This window comes from Ruegeria sp. F11 (assembly GCF_056533855.1).
This window is the reverse complement of the sequence record NZ_JBQFOW010000005.1, coordinates 14,182-34,523: the sequence shown is the minus strand read 5'-3', so window position 1 is coordinate 34,523 and position 20,342 is coordinate 14,182. Positions and strand designations below refer to the sequence as shown.

17 protein-coding genes are annotated in these 20,342 nt (G+C 61.3%); 4 read left to right on the top strand and 13 right to left on the bottom strand.

What is annotated here, in order from left to right; translation table 11 throughout:
* The first annotated feature begins 28 nt into the window (after positions 1 to 28).
* Positions 29 to 1,678 carry a DNA repair protein RecN gene (gene recN / locus ACR0NJ_RS07695; RefSeq protein ID WP_480816549.1) on the top strand — a complete coding sequence of 550 codons (1,650 nt, stop codon included), beginning with the start codon at positions 29 to 31 and terminating at the stop codon, positions 1,676 to 1,678.
* Between the two features lie 93 nt (positions 1,679 to 1,771).
* Positions 1,772 to 3,457 carry a chloride channel protein gene (locus ACR0NJ_RS07690; RefSeq protein WP_480816548.1) on the top strand — a complete coding sequence of 562 codons (1,686 nt, stop codon included), beginning with the start codon at positions 1,772 to 1,774 and terminating at the stop codon, positions 3,455 to 3,457.
* Here ACR0NJ_RS07690 and ACR0NJ_RS07685 read toward each other — a convergent pair.
* Entirely contained in the window at positions 3,454 to 4,821 is a 1,368-nt protein-coding gene (locus tag ACR0NJ_RS07685) for a DUF3179 domain-containing protein (protein ID WP_480816547.1), read from the bottom strand. The genes ACR0NJ_RS07690 and ACR0NJ_RS07685 overlap by 4 nt on opposite strands.
* Before the next feature lie 172 nt (positions 4,822 to 4,993).
* Between ACR0NJ_RS07685 and ACR0NJ_RS07680 the strand changes: the two genes are divergently transcribed.
* Positions 4,994 to 6,166 (top strand): MFS transporter, encoded by a 1,173-nt coding sequence (locus ACR0NJ_RS07680; protein WP_480816546.1) that lies wholly within the window; start codon positions 4,994 to 4,996, stop codon positions 6,164 to 6,166.
* Here the strand turns inward: ACR0NJ_RS07680 and ACR0NJ_RS07675 are convergent.
* The 6 genes from ACR0NJ_RS07675 to ACR0NJ_RS07650 all read right to left on the bottom strand — a co-directional run bounded on the left by ACR0NJ_RS07675 (position 6,163) and on the right by ACR0NJ_RS07650 (position 12,714).
* Positions 6,163 to 6,504 carry a DUF427 domain-containing protein gene (locus ACR0NJ_RS07675; RefSeq protein WP_480816545.1) on the bottom strand — a complete coding sequence of 114 codons (342 nt, stop codon included), beginning with the start codon at positions 6,502 to 6,504 and terminating at the stop codon, positions 6,163 to 6,165. The genes ACR0NJ_RS07680 and ACR0NJ_RS07675 overlap by 4 nt on opposite strands.
* A gap of 63 nt (positions 6,505 to 6,567) precedes the next feature.
* Positions 6,568 to 8,358 carry an aminopeptidase P family protein gene (locus ACR0NJ_RS07670; RefSeq protein WP_480816544.1) on the bottom strand — a complete coding sequence of 597 codons (1,791 nt, stop codon included), beginning with the start codon at positions 8,356 to 8,358 and terminating at the stop codon, positions 6,568 to 6,570.
* A gap of 75 nt (positions 8,359 to 8,433) precedes the next feature.
* On the bottom strand, positions 8,434 to 10,311 hold the full coding sequence (gene cobT / locus ACR0NJ_RS07665) for a cobaltochelatase subunit CobT (RefSeq protein ID WP_480816543.1): 1,878 nt from the start codon (positions 10,309 to 10,311) through the stop codon (positions 8,434 to 8,436).
* Positions 10,312 to 10,432: 121 nt separating this feature from the next.
* Positions 10,433 to 11,419, bottom strand: coding sequence for a cobaltochelatase subunit CobS (gene cobS / locus ACR0NJ_RS07660; protein ID WP_480816542.1), 987 nt, complete (start codon positions 11,417 to 11,419; stop codon positions 10,433 to 10,435).
* A 155-nt stretch (positions 11,420 to 11,574) separates the two neighbouring features.
* Positions 11,575 to 11,943 (bottom strand): hypothetical protein, encoded by a 369-nt coding sequence (locus tag ACR0NJ_RS07655; protein ID WP_480816541.1) that lies wholly within the window; start codon positions 11,941 to 11,943, stop codon positions 11,575 to 11,577.
* A 144-nt stretch (positions 11,944 to 12,087) separates the two neighbouring features.
* The gene (locus ACR0NJ_RS07650) at positions 12,088 to 12,714 is read right to left on the bottom strand and encodes a J domain-containing protein (protein ID WP_480816540.1); all 627 of its coding nucleotides are present in this window, start codon (positions 12,712 to 12,714) and stop codon (positions 12,088 to 12,090) included.
* Between the two features lie 107 nt (positions 12,715 to 12,821).
* Here ACR0NJ_RS07650 and ACR0NJ_RS07645 point away from each other — a divergent pair, with 107 nt between their 5' ends.
* Complete coding sequence (locus ACR0NJ_RS07645) at positions 12,822 to 13,076, top strand: BolA family protein (protein WP_480816539.1); 255 nt, start codon at positions 12,822 to 12,824, stop codon at positions 13,074 to 13,076.
* A 76-nt stretch (positions 13,077 to 13,152) separates the two neighbouring features.
* Here the strand turns inward: ACR0NJ_RS07645 and ACR0NJ_RS07640 are convergent, their stop codons facing one another.
* From ACR0NJ_RS07640 to ACR0NJ_RS07615, 6 genes are all read right to left on the bottom strand, one after another.
* Positions 13,153 to 14,292, bottom strand: a complete 1,140-nt coding sequence (locus tag ACR0NJ_RS07640) for a PDZ domain-containing protein (protein WP_480816538.1) — start codon at positions 14,290 to 14,292, stop codon at positions 13,153 to 13,155.
* Positions 14,293 to 14,444: 152 nt separating this feature from the next.
* Positions 14,445 to 15,518 (bottom strand): PLP-dependent cysteine synthase family protein, encoded by a 1,074-nt coding sequence (locus ACR0NJ_RS07635; protein ID WP_480816537.1) that lies wholly within the window; start codon positions 15,516 to 15,518, stop codon positions 14,445 to 14,447.
* 116 nt (positions 15,519 to 15,634) lie between these two features.
* Complete coding sequence (locus tag ACR0NJ_RS07630) at positions 15,635 to 16,045, bottom strand: DUF4177 domain-containing protein (RefSeq protein ID WP_480816536.1); 411 nt, start codon at positions 16,043 to 16,045, stop codon at positions 15,635 to 15,637.
* A gap of 80 nt (positions 16,046 to 16,125) precedes the next feature.
* Positions 16,126 to 17,370: a peptidase T gene (gene pepT, locus ACR0NJ_RS07625; RefSeq protein ID WP_480816535.1), complete on the bottom strand. Its 1,245-nt coding sequence runs from the start codon at positions 17,368 to 17,370 to the stop codon at positions 16,126 to 16,128.
* Positions 17,371 to 17,463: 93 nt separating this feature from the next.
* Entirely contained in the window at positions 17,464 to 18,975 is a 1,512-nt protein-coding gene (gatB, locus tag ACR0NJ_RS07620; RefSeq protein ID WP_480816534.1) for an Asp-tRNA(Asn)/Glu-tRNA(Gln) amidotransferase subunit GatB, read from the bottom strand.
* Positions 18,976 to 19,045: 70 nt separating this feature from the next.
* Positions 19,046 to 20,218, bottom strand: a complete 1,173-nt coding sequence (locus tag ACR0NJ_RS07615) for a hypothetical protein (RefSeq protein ID WP_480816533.1) — start codon at positions 20,216 to 20,218, stop codon at positions 19,046 to 19,048.
* Between the last annotated feature and the right edge of the window lie 124 nt (positions 20,219 to 20,342).

Below are 20,342 nucleotides of genomic sequence, written 5' to 3'. Positions count from 1 at the left end.
GCTAAGGCCGAGGGACGCTAAAGACCCGATGCTGCGCGCCCTTGATATCCGCGACATGCTGATCATTGACCGGTTGGAGCTGACCTTCCAGCCGGGCCTGAACGCGTTGACCGGCGAGACCGGCGCGGGCAAGTCGATCCTGCTGGATTCGCTGGGCTTTGTGCTGGGCTGGCGCGGACGCGCCGAACTGGTCCGTCAGGGGGCTGCGCAAGGCGAGGTTGTGGCCGAGTTCGAACTGCCCGAAAACCACCCCGCACATGCCATACTGGCCGAGGCTGGGCTGCCCGGTGGCGAAGACCTGATCCTGCGCCGCATCAACACCGCCGAGGGGCGCAAGACCGCATGGGTCAATGACCGCCGCTGCTCGGGCGAGGTGCTGCGCGCCCTGTCGGAAACCCTGATCGAACTGCACGGCCAGCACGATGATCGCGGCCTGCTGAACCCGCGTGGCCACCGCGCCATGCTGGACGCTTATGCCGGGGCAGGGGACCATCTGACCACTGTCCGCGAGGCGTGGACCCAGATGTCCCACGCCCGCAAGGCATTGGCCGAAACCGAAGCCACGCTGGCCACCATGCGCGCCGAGGAAGAATTCCTGCGCCATTCCGTCTCAGAACTTGACCAGCTTGACCCGCAACCGGGCGAGGATGCTGACCTCGACGCCCGCCGCCGCATGATGCAAGGGGCCGAGCGCATCCGCGACGACGTGGCCCGCGCCTATGCCCTGCTGGGCGGCGACGGGGCCGAAGGCGCGATGGCTGATGCCGTGCGCTGGCTCGAAGGCGTCTCGGACAATGCAGGCGGTCGGTTGGAAGACCCCATCGCCGCGCTTGGCCGCGCCCTGATCGAACTGGGCGAGGCGCAGGATGGCGTCAACACCTGCCTGCAGGCGCTCGATTTCAACCCGGCGGAACTGGAACAGGCCGAGGAACGCCTATTTGCCATCCGCGCACTGGCCCGCAAACACGACGTCGCCCCCGACGATCTGGGTGCCTTCGCCGATACCCTGCGCGACCGCCTGAACCGTCTGGATGCGGGTGATGCCGACCTCAGCGACAAACGCGCTGCCGTTGATGCGGCGCAGGCGGCCTATGACAAAGCTGCCACCGCGCTCAGCACCGCGCGCCAGACCGCGGCCAGCGCGCTGGACCAAGCGGTCATGGCCGAACTCGCGCCCCTGAAAATGGAACGCGCCGTGTTCCGAACCGAGATCACGCCCGCCGACCCCGGCCCCGAAGGCACCGACGCCGTGGCCTTCACCGTCGCCACCAATCCCGGCGCGCCCTCTGGTCCGCTGAACAAGATCGCCTCGGGCGGTGAACTCAGCCGCTTTCTGCTGGCGCTCAAGGTCTGCCTGACCGGTGAAGACAGCGCCCGCACCATGATCTTTGACGAGATCGACCGCGGCGTCGGCGGCGCTACGGCAGACGCGGTGGGCCGCCGTCTGGCATCGCTGGCCCATGGCGGGCAGGTGCTGGTGGTCACGCATTCCCCACAGGTCGCCGCCCGCGCCGCGCATCACTGGCGGGTGCAGAAACAGGTGACGGGCGATCAGACCCTGTCCACCGTGATCCCGCTGGCCGATCCAGACCGCGTCGACGAAATCGCCCGCATGGTCGCAGGCGACACCATTACCGACGAGGCCCGCGCCGCCGCCCGCGCCCTGCTGGACGCCTGAGGCGTAACACCCGCCAACAATCCCCCGTGAACCGACTTTTCTCAGGTCGCCGAGTGGCTTACTAAGGGATATGTATTGATCCCCCGAGGGCCGATGACCCAGTCAACCCGCACTGTTCTGCGCAACCAGTTGAATCAGGCTTTGGCCGCGATCCGGGACGCGTGGCAGGTTATGCGCCGGCGTGGGCCCAGCCAGATCCAATTCTGGTTCATCGCTCTGGCCATCGGGGTTGCGGCGGGCTTCATGGCGCTTGGGTTCCGCAAGGGCATTCAGGCGTTGCAGGCCTATATCTACCGCTCCGAAGATGTCTTTTTGCTGCATAGCCATGCCGAGAAGCTTCCGTGGATTCTGGTGTTCATCACCCCGGTGATCGGGGGGTTGGTTGTGGGGATTATCCTGCACAAATTCACCGATGATGGCCGCGTACGCTCTGTTGCGGATGTCATTGAAGGGTCCGCCGTCACCGATGGCCGGGTCGAGACCAAGGCGGGTATCGCGTCCTTCTTCGCATCGCTGATCACGCTCAGTTCCGGCGGTTCAACGGGGCGCGAGGGGCCGGTGGTGCATATGGCCGGGGTCATCTCGACCTGGGTCAGCAACCGCATCCATGCCGACGGGATCACGGGGCGAGACCTGCTGGGCTGCGCGGTGGCCGCCGCCGTTTCCGCCAGCTTCAACGCGCCCATCGCTGGGGCGATTTTCGCGCTTGAGGTTGTGCTGCGCCACTTCGCCGTCCACGCCTTTGCGCCGATTGTCATCGCCTCGGTCGCGGGGACGGTGATCAACCGGCTGGAATATGGCGACGTGACCGAGTTCGTTCTGGAAACCCCCGGTTCGCTGCAGTTCTACGTTGAACTGCCCGCGTTCCTGATCCTCGGGCTGATCTGTGGGCTGGTTTCGCTGATCCTGATGCGCTCGATCTTCTTTGCCGAGGATATCGGCTCCCATGTTCAGGCCCGCCTGTCCCTGCCGCGCTGGCTGCGACCCGCTGTGTCCGGGGCCATGCTGGGCCTTCTGGCGATCTGGTTCCCGCATATTATCGGCGTTGGGTATGAGACGACGATCCGTGCGCTAACCGGCGATTTGGTGCTGACCACGGCCATCCTGTTTGCCGTTGTCAAGACGGTGGCCGTTGCGATCACGATGGGCGGACGCATGGGCGGAGGCGTCTTCTCGCCCTCGCTGATGATCGGCGCGTTGACCGGGCTGGCCTTTGGTCTGATCGCCACCGGGTTGTTGCCTGATGTGTCGGGCACCCATACGCTTTATGCTTTTGCCGGGATGGGTGCCGTAGCCGCAGCAGTACTGGGCGCGCCGATCTCGACTACGCTGATCGTGTTCGAACTTACCGGGGATTGGCAGATCGGTCTGGCCGTGATGGTCTCGGTCTCGATGTCCACCGCGCTGGCCTCGCGACTTGTGGACCGGTCGTTCTTCCTGACCCAGCTCGAGCGGCGCAATGTGCATCTGGCTGCCGGGCCGCAAGCCTATTTGCTGGCGATGCTGCGGGCGGGGACGGTGATGCGGCCGATTGGCGATGCCCGGTCCATCACCAAGGACGAGGCGCTTGAACTGATCAATCAGGGCATGTGCGTCAAGGCCAGCGCCACGCTTGAAGCCGCCATGCCCTATTTCGACCGCGAGGATATCCCCTGCATTCCCGTTGTCATCGTGGACAAGGACGGGCAGGAGGAACCGGTTGGCGCGCTCTATCACATCGACGCGCTCAAGGCGTATAACCGCGCGTTGGCAGCTACCGCGGCCGAGGAGCACTCCTAGCCGCGATACACGCTTGCGGCATCCCCCAGGTAATTGTCCCACGCAAACCAGTACGAGATATGGCCCGCCACTCGGGGCAGCCGCGTTCCGTCGGGGCCAATCAGTGCTTCTTCGGTCATGGTCCACTTGCCACCCGACTGATCCACCAGACCTCCATCTGCAGCCTTGAAACGGTTTGATTTGCGCTCATAGGCCCGCACCGCGCGTTTGTCGGGGTTGCCGACCAAAACCAGCGGGCGGTCGGCAATTGCATCGTTGATCACGCGGGTCCGGCTGAACGCATCCAAGGGCCACGCCCGCGCGGCACCAAACTGACGGATGGCAAAGATGTAGTCCTTTTGCCGATGCTGGGACTGATCCACCAGTGCCGGGAACATCAGATTAGGCGAGGCGAAGTAGTCGCGATACACCACCCCCGAGCCATAGTTGCGCCGATGACCGGTCTTGAGCGACAGAACCTTGGTGTCGGGATGCGAGGTCTTCCAGCTTTCCCACGTGGTAATCACCACCGGGCGCTGTTTCAGCGTGATGCCGCTGCCCACCAGCGGGCCGACAACCGGCTTGCCGGTATACTGGTTCCACAGCGAATGCGTCTGCCGGTCAAACATCAGCTTGTTCGACCGATACAGGAACCCGGACGAGCCAAAGACAAACGGTTTCCGCCGCGCCTGCACTTGCGTTTCGAACAGGATGCCAGACCCGCAGAGCGTGCAATAGGCCAGCGCCACGGGCACGCCGCCGATCACCTCGTTGAACATTTCGTGCCAGCCCATGATGCGCAGCGGATAGGCGCGCACATCTCCGTTGATGGCGACCCCAAAGACCAGATCGCCATCTTTCATATAGCTGGCGTCGGATGCGGATATCAGCGCCGGATTGTCCAGCGAAGGGATGCCGTCCTTGTGCACCCCGCCCCAGGTAATCTCCTCCAGCCGGATCTTCATTTTGTCGCGCTGCAGGTACTGCGGCCGCAGGAAAAGATCGAAATCCGAGTCGATCCCCAAAAGAACCTCGCGCTTGAACGGGATCAGCGAGGGGTGGGGCACAACTTGCGGGTTGCGTTCCTGCCAGAGCATCCATTCAAACCAGTCGGTGCCGAGCTTCTGCCCGCTCAGGGCCTCCATCACTTCGGCGATGTCGTCCCGCCGCCGGTCGGAATAGCGCATCGCTGTCAGCAGGCCCGGCACAACATCCGGGTTCCCGCGATCTTTGAGATAGGCCATGCTTTCTTCGAACTGGGTTCTGCTCAGGTAAAGCGTGCTGCGCAGTGCCTCGAGCACCGGGTCCTGCTGGGCCCAAAGCGCGCCCGGCATCAAGGCCCCGGCACTAACCATTCCTGCAAAGCCACGACGTGAAATACTCATGACACCCTCCGATTGCATCCCACGCCAGTTTGCCCGCTGTCACGATCACTTGCATGCAACAGGTGCGTGAACGAGAGGCATGCTAGCCATTTCAGCGCGCAGAGAGACCCGCCTGTTGCATCCCGCAGCCAAATTTGAAAGACAAACCATGTCTTTGACGGGGTTGAGAAACATGCCCAAAAGTCAGATCGCTGCACGTTTTCTGTTCTTGCTCCTGTTGTTCTGCGGGACGATTTGCAGTTCGATGATCATCCCGTTCATGGGCTTTTTTCTGGTCGAAGGCTTGGGATATCAGCCCTGGATCATCAGCGTGTATTCCGTGCTGGCGGTCAGCCTGACGATCGTCGCCAACAGGCAGTTCGCCCGGCGCATTGATGACGGGGCCCGCGTCTTCCCCCTGATCGGGGTCGCGGCGCTGGGTTTTCTGACGGCCTGCCTCGCCCTGTCCTTGTCGCCTGCGCTGTGGACCGTGATGACCGTTGGCGTGATCGGCTTCGGCATCAGCTCCAGCGCCGTTTCGACCATGTTCAGCCTTGGTGGCAGCATCGCCGAGCGCCACAATATCGAGCGCAGCCGTTTCAACGCCTATATGCGCGCGACCACATCTACCGCCTGGATGATCGGGCCAGCGGTGACGTTTCTGGTCGCCGACCTTTTCGGGGCCAACACTGTGTTCATGGTCGCGTTGAGCGTCGCCCTGATCTGGCTGGCCTTGTGGTGGACAACGTTGCCGCGCGATATCGCGGCGAAGGCCAAACCGGCCTCGGCCACGTCCGGGGCAGCGACCCCCGCACGAGGCCTGTGGCTGGCGGCGGGTTTCGTGTTCTGCCTGTCGCTGGCGCATTCGCTGACGTTTACGTCTCTGCCGATCTTCTACGTGCAAGAGGTCCGCTTGCCCGGCTTCGCCCCCGGTCTGGCCTTCAGCATCAAAACCTTTGTCGAGGTTCTGGCCATTTTCAGCACACCGATGATCATTGCACGGTTCGGCATGCGCCCGGCGCTGATCGCAACAACCCTGCTGGCGGTTGTGACCATTCAGTTGCTGGCCGCTGTGCAGACCTTTCCACAGATGCTTGCCGGGGCAGCGCTAGAGGGGCTGTATTATGGCTTCTACGCCAGTCTCGGCATCAGCTACGTGCAGTCCTTCGCCAAGGACCGTCCCGCGCATGCGACGGCTGTTTACTGGAATACGCTGATGATCACCGGTCTGTTGGCGGGCCCTGCGGTGGGGCTGATCGCGCAAGCCTATGATTTCCAAATGGTGGTACGCGTTGCGTCCGGCGTTGCCCTGGTGGCTGCGGTCACCCTGATCGCGAGCCGCCCAAAGGAGAAAATGACGGCTTAGATTTGCTCGACCTTGACCGAATCCGCCGGGTAAAAGGCCAGATACTCTTTGATCTCGCCAACCGCCGGGATCGGGTCCTCATAGCTCCACGCGGCATTTTCAGTGACCGAAGACTTGTTCACGATGGAAAAATGCACCGCATTCCCCTTATGAGGGCAATGGGTGACCTTGTCCGTCCGGTCCAGAAAGGCCATTGCGATGTCCGAGCGGGGAAAGTAGATAACAGGCTTCAGATCGCCTTCTTCCAGTACCAGAGCGTTGCTCGTTTCCCCCAGAATTGCGCCGCCGGAACGGACGCTCCATTTGCCTGCTGCCTTTTGGATCGTAATCTCGGTCATATATGCTCCTTCCCTCGCGAATGTCTGGCCTTTCGTCTGCCCATTCTATGTTACAGTTTGGTGTCAGATCGGCGCAGTTGCGGCATCCAACCACAGTTGCGCGTCAAGGCCCAGCCTTGGTCTGACTTTTTCCGCAACGTCGCGGTGGTAGGCGTTCAGCCAAATGCGCTCTTGGGCTGTCAGCAAATCAGCTACGATCAGGCGGCGGTCGATGGGCACATAGGTCAACGTGCGCCAGTTCAGCATCGCGCGCTCGGTGTCGCCACTGGGCAGGGCGGGGGCCTCTTGCACGACCACAAGGTTTTCGATGCGGATGCCAAAGGCCCCCTCGCGGTAGTAGCCCGGTTCGTTCGACAGGATCATACCCGGTTCCAGAGGTACGTGGCTGACCTTGGACAGGCGCTGCGGGCCCTCATGTACGCCCAGGTACGCGCCGACCCCGTGCCCGACGCCGTGGTTGAAATCCTGCCCGGCCAGCCACAAGGGCGCGCGGGCGATGCATTCGATGTCGCGACCGGCCAGACCCACCGGCCAGCGCTGCATCGACAAGGCGATCATGCCCTTCAGAACGCGGGTGAAACAGGCTTTTTCCTCGTCGCCGACCTCGCCAATGGCAATGGTGCGCGTAATGTCTGTGGTCCCGTCCAGATACTGTCCGCCACTGTCCAGAACCAGCAGATGGCCGTTCTGCAGCTTGCTGTCGGTTTCCTCGGTCACGCGGTAATGCATGATCGCGCCGTTGGGTCCGGTGCCCGCGATGGTATCGAACGAGATATCCTGCAGGACGTTGTCCTTTCGGCGGTTATCCTCAAGCCGAGTGACAACCTGCGTTTCGGTCAGGCTGCCCGGTGCCTGCCCATCCAGCCAGCACAGGGTTTCGACCACCGCCACCGCGTCGCGCAAATGCGCCTCGGCGCTGCCCGCGATCTCAGCCGGGTTCTTGCAGGCCTTGGGCAGCGCGCAAGGGTCGCCGCCGCCTTCCATCCGGTCCCCCAGAGCATCGGCCACGATCTGAGGCAGGGTGTTGAGATCGACCTGCACCTTGCCTTCCAGCGCTGCAACCGCGCCCAGAAAGCTCTCGGGGTCGATGACCGAGACCTGCTCGCTAAGATGATCCCGCACCTCGGTCAGCTTGGCGGCGGCCATGAACAGATCGACCCGCCCATCGGCATGCAGAATGGCAAACCCGTGCGCGACGGGATTATAGGCAATGTCCGAGCCGCGAATGTTCAGCAGCCACATGATCGAATCCGGCAGCGTGATCACCGCAGAGGATTTCCCCGCCTCTCGCAAAGCCTTCGCCAGCCGCGCAATCTTGCTTTCAGCCGTCTCGCCGGCAAACTCAATCGGATGAGCCTTGACCGGGTTCATCGGAGGGTCAGGCTGATCCGCCCACACCCGGTCCACCAGATTGTCACAGGGCACAAGCTGGACGCCGGAGCCTTCCAATTCCTTGCGGGTGCTGGAGATCTGACCTGCGGCATGCAGCCAGGGATCAAAGCCTACCTTGCCGCCGTCCGGCAGTTGCTCGTTCAGCCAGGCGCTCAGGCTGACATCCGGCCACGGCACCGGCGTAAAGTCGTCGGCTACCTGAGCCTTGACCTGCGTGCGATACCGCCCGTCGATGAACACGCCCGCAACGTCATTCAGAGCAACGCAGAACCCGGCAGATCCGGTAAACCCGGTTAGCCACGCCAACCGCTCATCCCGAGGGGCCACATACTCGCCCTGATGCGCATCCGCACGCGGGATCAGAAACCCGTCCAGACCTTCACTTGCCAATTCCGCCCGCAGCGCCGCCAACCGAGGCGGGCCCTGTTCCGGGCGCGCAGTCACTTTGAAGGATTGGAACATCTCACACCTCATGCAAACGGGGGGCTGACCCCTTCATCTTTTTGGAAAATACTCCAGCCGGAGGCAAGGCCAGCCCTAGCTGGCCTTCTTCATTCCCATCACCCGCGCTCGCGCGCGCGGATCACTGTCGAACAGGGCGGCCAACTGTTCCGTCATCGCGCCCGCAAGTTGCTCGACATCCGTGATCGTCACCGCGCGGTCGTAATAGCGGGTCACATCATGCCCGATCCCGATCGCGAGCAGTTCGACCATCTTGCGCTTTTCCACCATCGCGATCACGTCACGCAGGTGCTTTTCCAGATAGTTCGCCGGATTGACGCTGAGCGTTGAATCATCAACCGGCGCGCCATCCGAAATCACCATCAGGATCTTGCGCTGCTCACGCCGCGCCAGCATCCGGCGATGGGCCCATTCCAGCGCCTCACCGTCGATGTTTTCCTTCAGCAGGCCCTCTTTCATCATCAGGCCCAGATTGTCCCGCGCCCGCCGCCAGGGCGCATCCGCGCCCTTGTAGATGATGTGGCGCAGATCGTTCAGCCGCCCGGGCTGCTGCGGACGGCCATCGTTCAGCCACGCCTCGCGCGCCTGCCCGCCCTTCCACGCGCGGGTGGTAAAGCCCAGAATCTCGACCTTCACATTGCACCGCTCCAACGTCCGCGCCAGAACGTCGGCGCAAATCGCCGCGATGGAAATTGGACGCCCGCGCATCGACCCCGAATTGTCCAAAAGTAGCGTAACCACCGTATCGCGGAACTCGGTATCCTTCTCGACCTTGAAGCTCAGCGGCGTGGTAGGGTTGGCGACAACCCGCGCCAGACGACCGGCGTCCAGAATGCCTTCCTCACGGTCGAATTCCCACGACCGGTTCTGCTGCGCCTGCAACCGGCGTTGCAGCTTGTTGGCCAGACGACTGACGGCCCCCTTCAACGGTTCAAGTTGCTGATCCAGATAGGCCCGCAACCGCTCCAGCTCTGCCGGTTCCGCCAGATCCTCAGCGGCAATTTCTTCGTCATAGGCGTTCAGATAAACCTTGTAATCCGGATCAGCTTCAGACGCGGGCGGGGGTGCGGGCGGTTCCAGAGGTGCCTCGCCTTCGGGCATCTCGGCCTCATCGCCCATCTCATCCTCGGCCATCTCATCCATCGAGACTTGGGCCTGAGATTGGTCCTGCTGCTCCTCCTGCGTCTGCTCGGGCGTGGCGTCGGGGTCCTGTTCCTCCTGATCATCCTGCCCGGTGCTGTCGGGATCGGGCTGCTCTTCGGCGTCTTCCTCGGCCTGATCCTCCTGCTCGTCGTCCAGTTCATCGGGGTCATCGCCAAGCTGGTCGCCGTACCCCAAATCCTTGATCATCTGGCGCGCGAACCGCGCGAACTCCGCCTGATCCGCCAGAATCTCCTGCAGATTTTCCAGAGTGCCCCCGGCCTGTTCCTCGATAAACCCGCGCCACAGGTTCATGACATTCTCCGCCGCCGCAGGCAGGTCGCGCCCGGTGGCCAGATGGCGGATCAGATAGCCTGCCGCCACCGACAGCGGAGCCTCGGCGGGCTGCTTGCACTGGTCATAGCCGCGCCGGATCGCCTCGTGCCCGATCTTGACGTCGATATTGCTGGCAGTGCCGGGCATATCCCGCGCGCCCATCGCCTCGCACCGGGCCACTTCCATCGCCTCGTACAGATCGCGCGCCATATCACCCGGAGGCGCATACCGCGCATGGGTCGCATCATCATGATATTTGCGCTGCAACGCCAAAGCGTCCGCCGTGCCTCGCGCCAGCAAAACCTCTTCCCGCGTCATCCGGCGGCTGACCTGCGGCAACCGCATCGACTCGCCTGTCATGCCAGACGGATCAACCGTGTAGGTGACGTTCAGTTCGGGATCGTCGGCCATAACCTTGGTGGCCTCAGCCAAGGCCTTCTTGAACGGATCAGCAGGGTTGTCGTTCTTCTGCACCATGTTCAAACGCCCTTTATGTTGCGACGACCCGCCGTTTCAAAGCGAAACCGGATCCCCCTTCATCTGGCCAAAAATATCCCCGCCGGAGGCATTGCGCCCGGCACGGGCGCAATTCGGCGCGTTATCCCAAACTCGCAGAGGCTGCACTTTCAGGCAATTCCTCATCAAAACAGCGCTGATAGAACTCGGCCACGGTCTGGCGCTCCAACTCATCGCATTTGTTGAGGAAGGACAGGCGGAAGGCATAACCCACATCGCGGAAAATCTCGGCGTTTTGGGCCCAGTTGATCACGGTCCGCGGGCTCATGACGGTGGATAGATCGCCATTCATAAACGCGGTCCGGGTCACGTCGGCGACCGTGACCATCTGGCTGACGGTCTTGCGGCCCTTCTCGGTGTTGTAATGGGGCGCTTTCGACAGAACGATCATCGTCTCGGCATCGTGGCTCAGGTAGTTCAGGGTCGAGACCAGCGACCACCGGTCCATCTGCGCCTGGTTGATCTGCTGAGTGCCGTGATACAGGCCCGTCGTGTCGCCCAGACCCACAGTGTTTGCGGTGGCGAACAGGCGGAAATTGGGGTTCGGCGTGATGATCTCGTTCTGGTCCAGCAGGGTCAGCTTGCCATCATGCTCCAGTACCCGCTGGATCACGAACATCACATCGGCGCGGCCTGCGTCATATTCGTCGAATACGATAGCGACGGGGTTGCGCAGGGCCCAGGGCAGGATTCCTTCGTGGAACTCGGTTACCTGCTTGCCGTCGCGCAGCTTGATCGCGTCTTTGCCGATCAGGTCGATCCGGCTGATATGGCTGTCCAGGTTCACCCGCACCGCGGGCCAATTCAGACGCGCGGCGACCTGTTCGATATGGGTCGATTTGCCGGTGCCGTGATAGCCCTGGATCATCACCCGGCGGTTATGGGCAAAGCCTGCCAGAATCGCCAGCGTGGTTTCCGGGTCGAATTTGTAGGTCGGATCGACGACGGGCACGCGGTCGCTGCGGTCGGCAAAACCCTTGACCGCCATGTCCGTATCAATGCCGAACACGTCACGGACCGAGATATCTTCGGTAGGTTTCGCGTTGATGTCGATCGATCCGTCAGCCATGCGCCTTGTCCTTATCCTTTGGCCCGAATTGCCGGGTTTGAACCTGTGTGTGGTGCAACATATTGCGGGCAAGGGCAAGGGAAAGCCGCCCGCGTCGTGTGGTCGGCGGATGTTTCTTTGAAACTGGCCTTATCGGCGCGTGACCTGTTGATGGATCAACCGTTTCCGGGTGGCTCGAACCTCAGCCTGACCAGAAACGGTTCCGGTTGGGCCGAACGCTGCATCTGAAACACACGGATTTCGAGATGCCCGGGCAAATCGCCAAGGAACTGCCTTTCGATGCGCGCGTCATAATATCCGGGAACCGAGATCGCGACATTCCTGCCGCTGGCAAGCTCGATGCTCATGTTCTGGCCGCGCGGGAACGACAGGTCATAACAGATGAAGCCTTCGGGCGGGGCATCGCCGGGGATGTCGCCGATGACGAATGTGCTGTCCAAATCCAGACGCAGACAACCCTGGGCTTGTCCTTGATGGGGCACAAGGCAGAGTATTCCCAACAGGATCAATGGAACGAAACGCATACCCCTCGCCTTTCTTGAATGCAGCAATGCAAAAACAGACCGCATAGCTCGATCAAAATGACATGCCAAGAATAGCCGGTCCGGCAGAGAAAATCACCCCAATGACCTAAGACTGCGGCGGCTGCCGCGTTTTCAAATCGGAAGCTATTTAAAGTTCCGGCTGTCCTTGATCTGATCCCAGGCCCAGACAACCTCTTGCAACTGCTCTTCCTGAGACCGGTCGCCGCCATTCATGTCCGGGTGAAGCACCTTGATCAGTTTTTTGTACGCCTTGCGCACCTCGGCCTTGGTCCAGCTGTCATTGGCTTCCAGAATCTCAATCGCGCGACGTTCGGTCGGGGGCAGGCGGCGACCGCCACCGCCCGAGGTGCGGCCCTTGTTCTGCGTGCTGTTCGCGCCCAAAACCTGATGCGGGTCCTCAATGCCCAGACGGGCCCAAGCGCGGGCCTCGGGGTCGCCCATCGGCTTGGTTTCGCGCTCCCAGACCTTGTCCTTCGAGCGTTGCGCGTTCAGTTCAGCCTCGGTCGTGCCGTCGAAGAAGTTCCATTTCTGGTTATATTCGCGCACGTGTTGCTGGCAGAACCAAAAAAAGTCGTCCAAGACGTCAGGTGCCTTGGGCGCGCGGAATTTGCCCGCCTCTTCGCAGCCTTCGTGATCACAGATTCGGACCGAGGTTTCAGACGCGCCTGACATGCCCCGACGCCCGCGCGGGTTCTTTTTCTTGGCGCTGGAAACGGACATATCGAATCCAAAGGGGTCTGACTTGGCCATATACTGATCCTCACGAACGTGTCTTTTCGACTCGGAGGCAGCAGTTTAATCTAAGCAGCCGAAAGTAGAAGAGGGGGGCGGCAAAAATTTTGCCGCTGAGCAGAAAAATGACAGTGACCGAAGACATCCGCAACCGCCTGCAAGCCGCCTTTGATCCGCGCGAGCTAGAGGTGATTGACGACAGCGAAAGCCATCGCGGTCACGCAGGGTATCAAGATGGCGGAGAGAGCCATTTCAACGTGCGCATTCGTGCTGCGGCGTTCGAGGGCCAGTCCCGCGTAGCCCGCCACAGGGCTGTTCACAAGGCGCTGGGCGATATTGTTTCCCGGATACATGCTCTGGCGCTGGATATAGATGGCTGACGTCTGATCTGATGCCTTCGCGCCCCAAACGGGGCCGGTGGGTTCGGCCCCGTTTGCGAAGCACTGTTGTCCAGCCTCAGAACTCGAGCTTCGTGTTGAAAAACGAACCCGGTCGCTCAACGCTCAGGCTGATGGAGCGTTGACCTCGTGCAATCGCCGCATTGACGCGCTCGCTCAACTCCGTGAGGTTTTTGACCGGCGCGTTATCCGCACGATAGATGATGTCGCCATCCCGCAACCACCCGGTTTTGTAGGCCGCGCTGTTGGTATCCACCGATTGCAGCTTTAATGGGCCGTCCGAGTTTATGTTGGCCGTCATGCCAAGATAGACACCTAGTTCCGGTGGCGTGGTGTCCTTTTTCATCTTGCTTTCAATCAGTGCGATTTTCTTGACGACCAGCTCTTCGAATTCTGGATCGGTTTTCAGATTTCGGCTATGGCAGGTGATGTTCAGACCCTTCAACTCGGTCTGCTCTTTTTCGGGAAGGGCGTCATAGTCGAGAGTCAGAACACTGGGATAAGCGTATGAATGGCGCTCAGGTGCAACAGAAAGCTCGGCCGCGGTTGCGTAACAGGTGCATGTGAACAGTGCTGTACTCTGAGAGTGGGCATAGCGAGAGATCAGATCGGGAATGCACTGCAAAATATAGTCCTCCCACTTTGTCAGATCTGCCTCCAGCTTGGGTGACGCGGCGAAACCGGGGTCCGGCAACGTGGCGGGCACCGAACTTACGTCAATCGTCACATTGGAGTCGGAAAGCCCTGGGTTCATCATGATCGAAACAGGAACCTGCGCGCTTGGACCTTGCGGGCAGGTTCGGGACAACTCGCTCTGGCTGAGAGTGCCGCGGCCAAAGTCGCTGCCGTCCTTGGTTACGCAAACCTCGGTGATTGCGGGTGGCGGACCCCAGCGGTTGAACTGACGGCTGGGGGTATATTTGAAAGGCTTGAAGCCGTCATTCACACCGACCGAAAAGACCAGTCCACCCCAGTGATCGGTGATGCGCCCGGCATAACCGCATTTTCCGGCCGGGAACTTGAGCCATCCCTGCACCCTCCAGACCAAATTGCCCTGATGCCGATATTGCTTGAACAATGCAGCCCTAAACGGGTTTTCCGACCGGTTGCATATAGTTATCGAAACATCCGCCGCCTGAACCTGTGTCACACTCAAACTCAACGCCAGACCAAGGCACACCAACAACAATCTCGACACAATAATTCTCCTAACGCTGACCAACTGAAACTCAAAAATGTCTTGCGGTCATGTAATAGGAAAAACCCGCGCCTGACAATTTTGTGCGGATTACATTTTCTGTCAGTTTTGGGCCGCGTTCGGAGGCTCCCGTAACGCGCCCCGACGCCGTATCATCCATCCATCTGAGCCGATGGGGTGGATTTCGAGATATCGCGTTCTTCTTCCGTCATCTCTTCCTCAATCCCCTCGAACAGCGGGGTCGACAGGTACCGCTCGCCGGTATCCGGCAGCATGACCAGCATGACCGAGCCTTCGGGCGCGTCTTCGGCCAGTTTCATCGCCACCGCAAAGGTCGATCCGCCTGAGATTCCGGTGAAGATGCCTTCTTCCGCAGCCAGACGGCGGGACCAGGCGATGCCTTCGGGGCCGGGAACGGGGATCATTTCATCGTAGTAGGCGTTGTCGATCGCCTCTTGCAGCACCCACGGGATGAAATCCGGCGTCCAGCCCTGAATCGGGTGGGGTTCGAAATTGGGGTGGCTTTCGGTGGGTTGATGCGCGTCGTTTCGGGTGTTGGTGTAGCCGGACGATACGATGGCGGCGTTGGCGGGTTCCGTCAGGATGATCTTGGTGTCCGGGCGCTCTTTCCGAAGAACGCGCGCAACGCCTGATACGGTTCCGCCCGTCCCATAGCCGGTGACCCAATAGTCGAGCTTACCGCCATCGAAATCGGCAAGGATTTCCTGCGCCGTGGTGGCTTCGTGAATATCCGCATTTGCGGCTGTTTCGAACTGGCTGGCAAGGAACCAGCCATTCTGCTCGGCCAATTCCTTGGCCTTGGTGTACATGCCAAAGCCCTTTTGCGCCCGTGGGGTCAGCACGACCTTCGCGCCCAGAAAGCGCATTAGCTTGCGGCGTTCGACGGAAAAACTGTCGGCCATGGTCACGACCAGCGGATAGCCCTTGGCGGCACACACCATCGCCAGCCCGATCCCGGTGTTGCCCGAGGTCGCCTCGACCACGGTTTGACCGGGTTTCAGGGACCCGTCCAGTTCCGCCGCTTCGATGATATTGAGCGCCAGCCGGTCCTTGACCGAGCCTGCGGGGTTAAAAGCCTCGAACTTCACATAGACCGTCACGTGGTCCGGTGCGATCCGGTTGACGCGGATACAGGGCGTATCGCCGACCGTGTCCAGAATGCTGTCATACAGACGCTTGCGCCCGTGTGTCTGCCGAATTGCCATTTCAAAGCCCCCCTTTGTTGCCTCGTTAACATGCCACAGAGGGGGAGAAATTGATAAGACTCTTTCCCGCGGGCGAGGGCGCGGCATGACACAAGCCCAAAAGGGCCCGCTTTCGCCTAGGGCTTTTCAGGCTCTTCCGCGCTGTCCTCGGGCGTTTTCAGCGTCAAAGGCGGCTCCTTCGCCTCTTCCGCAATCGGCTCGGGGGCCTGAACCGCCTCGGGGCCCGGAACCGGCTGGGCCAGCGGCACGCCCTCGGGCGTTTCCGTGGGCGTTGGGGTGGGGACTACCGCCTGTTCCACCTCGCGCCGGAACACCAGTACATTGCGCCAGTTCGTGGTTGATCCCGTCAGGCCCGAGCGTTCCTCGCTCGGCAGTAACTCGGCCCGCTGGTATTCCCAGCCGTCCTGTCCCATCTGGTTCAGCACCTGCTCGACCGAGGCGGCGAACCGGCCCTCGGCGGTTTTCACACCCTTGGCCTTGACCCCTTTCTGCGGGGCGGGGACGACCTTGTATTCGTAGCGCTGCATCAACTGATCCTTAGTGCCTGTTGCCGCCAACTTAACAGGTTGATCCCGGTGGGAAAGAGACCTTGCCCCACCGTCGCATTTCAACCTTTGGCCTGCGCCGCTTTGGCCACAACCGACAGGCACAACTCGGTAGCGTGCGCCATGTCCTGCACCGAGATCCATTCCAGCGGCCCGTGAATGCACTGCATCCCGGTGAAGAGGTTGGGGCAGGGGGTGCCGAATTCGGTCAGGCGCGAGCCGTCGGTGCCGCCCCGGATCGGAACCGAAAGCGGTTCGATCCCCAACTCGCGGCAGGCGTCGCGGGCCAGATCGACCGGGGTCATGTCCTTTTCCAGCCAATAGCGCATGTTGCGGTACTGGTGGCTTATGTCACAGGTGATCTGCGCGCGCGGTTCGGTGGCCTGCACGGCGTCGCAGACCTGACGCACGATGTTGCGCTGCTCCTCTAACCCGTCCATCTCGAAATCGCGCAGGATCAGCTTGATCTCCATCTCAGAAGACCCGCCACTCATATCGGTGACATGGATGAACCCCTGACGGTCATCGGTGGTCTCGGGCGTCATGGTGGCCTGCGGCAGCGTCTGCACGATCTTAGCCGCAAGGTGGGCCGCGTTCACCATCTTGTCCTTGGCCAGCCCCGGGTGGATCGAGACGCCTTTGACCCGGATCACCGCCTGATCGGCCGAGAAGCTTTCATACTCGATCTCACCCACTTCCTGACCGTCCAGCGTAAAGGCAAAATCCGCGCCGAGGTCCTTGGGTAGCTGTTCGGTCACGCCGCGCCCGATTTCTTCATCCGGGGTGAAGGCGATGCGGATCGGGCCGTGGGGGATGTCTTTGTTTTCCAGCAAATGCCGCGCCATCGTCATCAGGATCGACACGCCCGCCTTGTCATCTGCGCCCAGCAGGGTGGTTCCGGATGCGGTGATCAGGTCATGACCGATCTTCTCGGCCAGATAGGGGTGCTCCTCGGGCGACAGAACCAGATCGGGATCGTCCGGGAAGGTGATATCGCCGCCGTTATACCCTTTGATTACTCGCGGCTGGACGCCGGTGGCGTTGAACTGAGGCGCGGTGTCCACATGGGCCAGAAAGCCCACTGTCGGGCCCTCAGCCGTGCCGGGGATGGTTGCCACGACCACGCTGTCGCCGGTGATCTCGACATCCTGCGCGCCAATCCCGGTCAATTCATCGCGCAGCAGGTTCAGCATATCGAACTGAATGTCGCTGCTGGGGGTCGAGGGCGATGTCTCATCGCTTTGGCTGTCGATGGCCGCATAGCGCATCAGCCGGTCTTCGAGTTCCTGATCAAATCTGTTCTTCATGGCACCTTACCTCTCTGGTGCCGAAGAAAGGGGGCAAACGAAAACGGAGTCAAGCGGGTGGCCTGACTCCGTTCGATCCCGTGAAGCCGGGTGTTACGATCCCAGCTTCTGGGCGATCAACTGGTTTACCGCCTTGGGGTTGGCTTTGCCGCCGGTGGCCTTCATCACCTGACCGACAAACCAGCCCGCCAGTTTCGGGTTCACCTTGGCCTTTTCGACCTGCGCCGGGTTGGCGGCGATGATCTCGTCCAATGCGGCCTCGATCGCGCCGGTGTCGGTCACCTGCTTCATGCCGCGCTCTTCGACGATCTGTGCAGGGTCTCCGCCTTCGGTATAGACGATCTCGAACAGGTCCTTAGCGATCTTGCCCGAGATGGCATCCGAGGAGATCAGGTCGATGATCCCGCCCAGTTGCGCGGGCGAAACCGGCGAGTCGGTGATGTCGTGGTCTTCTTTCTTCAACCGGCCAAACAGCTCGTTGATCACCCAGTTCGCAGCCAGTTTGCCGCTGCGGCCCTTGGCGACATCTTCGAAGTAAGCGGCGCTTTCGACCTCGGCCGTAAGTACCGAGGCGTCATAGTCGGTCAGACCGAACGCTTCGATGAACCGCGCCTTTTTCTCGTCGGGCAGTTCAGGCAGCTTGGCGGCGATGTCATCGACCCACGCTTGTTCGATCTCCAGCGGCAGCAGGTCAGGGTCGGGGAAATAGCGGTAATCATGCGCTTCTTCCTTGGAGCGCATGGACCGCGTCTCGCCCTTGTCCGGATCATACAGGCGCGTTTCCTGATCGACGGTGCCGCCACCCTCGACAATGGCGATCTGACGGCGGGCCTCGACCTCGATGGCCTGCTGAATAAAGCGCATCGAGTTCATGTTCTTGATCTCGCAACGTGTCCCCAGATGCGAGAAGTCTTGCGTTTCCTGATACTTTTCGTAAGCCCCCGGCAAACAGATCGAGACGTTCACGTCCGCCCGCAGGTTGCCGTTCTGCATGTTGCCATCGCAGGTGCCCAGATAACGCATGATCTGGCGCAGCTTGGCGATATAGGCGGCGGCCTCTTCCGGCCCGCGAATATCGGGGCGGCTGACGATCTCCATCAGGCAAACGCCGGTCCGGTTCAGATCGACAAAGGACATATGCGGGTCCATGTCGTGGATCGATTTGCCCGCGTCCTGCTCCATATGGATGCGTTCGATGCGGACCATGCGCGCGGTGCCGTCACCCATCTCGACCAGCACTTCGCCTTCACCGACGATGGGGTGGTAAAGCTGCGAAATCTGGTAGCCCTGCGGCAGGTCGGGGTAGAAATAGTTCTTGCGGTCAAAGGCCGATTTCAGGTTGATATCCGCCTTCAGTCCCAGCCCGGTGCGTACCGCTTGCTCAACGCAAAACTCGTTGATCACTGGCAGCATTCCCGGCATCGCCGCGTCCACAAAGGCCACGTTGGAATTCGGCTCGGCCCCGAATTGGGTTGACGCGCCCGAGAACAGCTTGGCATTGGATGAGACCTGCGCGTGCACCTCCATCCCGATCACCAGTTCCCAATCGTGCTTGGCCCCGGCAATGGTTTTGACTTTGGGCATGTCGTAGGTCAGGTCGAGCATGGCGCGCCTCATATCCGCAGAAATCTAAGCCTGCGTATTAGGCGCGCCGCGCCAAAGGGGCAAGGGGGAATCAGTGCTGAGACAGGCGTAGGCCCGCAGGGGTAAAGGTCACATCCATGCCGCTGTGCAACTCGTCGCGGAACAGATCGCCAATGGCCCGCAACGCGCAGCGATGCCCACGGGCGGCAAAACGCTCGGGCGAGTTGATGCGCAGGCTGTTGTTGAACCCGTTGGCCGCATGGGCCCAGATCAGCGGGTAGAGCTCGGTCAGGTGGTCGCGGATCAGCCAGTTTGCTGCCTCGCGCATCTGGGCGCGGACCGCGTTGGCCTGCGGGCTCAGACCGGTGCCGTTCTGCATCGTGATGGCGCAATAGGCCGATAGGGTGTTGATCATCGGCTGATCGGGGCGCAGCCGCACGATGTCGTGCAGACCTTCGAGGAAATACTCGATATCCAGCCGCGCGCAGGCGTCTTCGTCCAGTGCGATGGCGTCGAACTGAACCCAGGTATAGCCGCCCGCGCCCCAGATCTTCTGGGTCCGGGCCGCGTTGCGCAGGGCCTGAATTTCCAGTTCCTCATAGCTGCCGAACCAACGCGGCAGCAGATGGCTGCCCATGGCGCGCATATGGCGCTGGTTGTTCGGGTCCAGATCAATCAGACGTTCATATTCATCCCCGACACGGGCTGAGGTCTTGCGCTGACCCGCCAGCAGCGAACAACCGGCGGCTGCGATCAGCGGGCTGTCCGGCGCGGCCTCGCGGCATCTGGGCAGGATCGCTGCGGCGCGGTCAAAATGCGCCGCGCAGCGCGAGCGGTGAAGCGGCGGCAGGGCGCTGTCCGATGCGTTGCCGCGCCAAGCCCAGGCGAGGTCGATATGCGACAGGGCGACGACCGCGGCCATCATCGGGTCATCGGGACGCTCTGCCATCTCACCTTCCAGTTCCGAGATGCCGCCCAGCAGGTCATAATCGGAAATGGCTTTGCCATCGGACAGGGCATGTTCCGCCGCCATCACTACGTCCGAACGCGCACCAAAGGCCAGCAGATCTGCGATGGGCATGCCGTCCGGGGCAGCCTCGCGCGCTTCATCTGCTGTGCGCATTTCCGAAGACAGTTCATCCCAGCGATCCTGGCGCGCCAGATAGCGGCCATGCTCAATGGTGGAGTGACTCAGCAGATCGCCGGATTCCGATTTCGCGACGGGAATGTTGATCTGCCCCTGATCGGGCAGAGCGGCGGCCAAGGCGGCCTCGGTCGCGCAAATCTGCGATGTGGGTTGCGTGGAAGATGCTGATAATCTGGCTGATAGCGCCTGGAAAACCCGGAACATGGTGAAACTCGAAACTGAAAAACTGGTAACTTAGATG

What these genes read in the sequence shown, in the direction of transcription:
- ACR0NJ_RS07635 (WP_480816537.1), bottom strand. Translation starts at nt 15,518, where the DNA reads ATGGCAATTCGGCAGACACACGGGCGCAAGCGTCTGTATGACAGCATT.
- ACR0NJ_RS07690 (WP_480816548.1), top strand. Translation starts at nt 1,772, where the DNA reads ATGACCCAGTCAACCCGCACTGTTCTGCGCAACCAGTTGAATCAGGCT.
- ACR0NJ_RS07670 (WP_480816544.1), bottom strand. Translation starts at nt 8,358, where the DNA reads ATGTTCCAATCCTTCAAAGTGACTGCGCGCCCGGAACAGGGCCCGCCT.
- cobT (WP_480816543.1), bottom strand. Translation starts at nt 10,311, where the DNA reads ATGGTGCAGAAGAACGACAACCCTGCTGATCCGTTCAAGAAGGCCTTG.
- ACR0NJ_RS07630 (WP_480816536.1), bottom strand. Translation starts at nt 16,045, where the DNA reads ATGCAGCGCTACGAATACAAGGTCGTCCCCGCCCCGCAGAAAGGGGTC.
- recN (WP_480816549.1), top strand. Translation starts at nt 29, where the DNA reads ATGCTGCGCGCCCTTGATATCCGCGACATGCTGATCATTGACCGGTTG.
- ACR0NJ_RS07680 (WP_480816546.1), top strand. Translation starts at nt 4,994, where the DNA reads ATGCCCAAAAGTCAGATCGCTGCACGTTTTCTGTTCTTGCTCCTGTTG.
- pepT (WP_480816535.1), bottom strand. Translation starts at nt 17,370, where the DNA reads ATGAAGAACAGATTTGATCAGGAACTCGAAGACCGGCTGATGCGCTAT.
- ACR0NJ_RS07645 (WP_480816539.1), top strand. Translation starts at nt 12,822, where the DNA reads ATGACAGTGACCGAAGACATCCGCAACCGCCTGCAAGCCGCCTTTGAT.
- ACR0NJ_RS07650 (WP_480816540.1), bottom strand. Translation starts at nt 12,714, where the DNA reads ATGGCCAAGTCAGACCCCTTTGGATTCGATATGTCCGTTTCCAGCGCC.
- ACR0NJ_RS07675 (WP_480816545.1), bottom strand. Translation starts at nt 6,504, where the DNA reads ATGACCGAGATTACGATCCAAAAGGCAGCAGGCAAATGGAGCGTCCGT.
- ACR0NJ_RS07655 (WP_480816541.1), bottom strand. Translation starts at nt 11,943, where the DNA reads ATGCGTTTCGTTCCATTGATCCTGTTGGGAATACTCTGCCTTGTGCCC.
- ACR0NJ_RS07685 (WP_480816547.1), bottom strand. Translation starts at nt 4,821, where the DNA reads ATGAGTATTTCACGTCGTGGCTTTGCAGGAATGGTTAGTGCCGGGGCC.
- gatB (WP_480816534.1), bottom strand. Translation starts at nt 18,975, where the DNA reads ATGCTCGACCTGACCTACGACATGCCCAAAGTCAAAACCATTGCCGGG.
- cobS (WP_480816542.1), bottom strand. Translation starts at nt 11,419, where the DNA reads ATGGCTGACGGATCGATCGACATCAACGCGAAACCTACCGAAGATATC.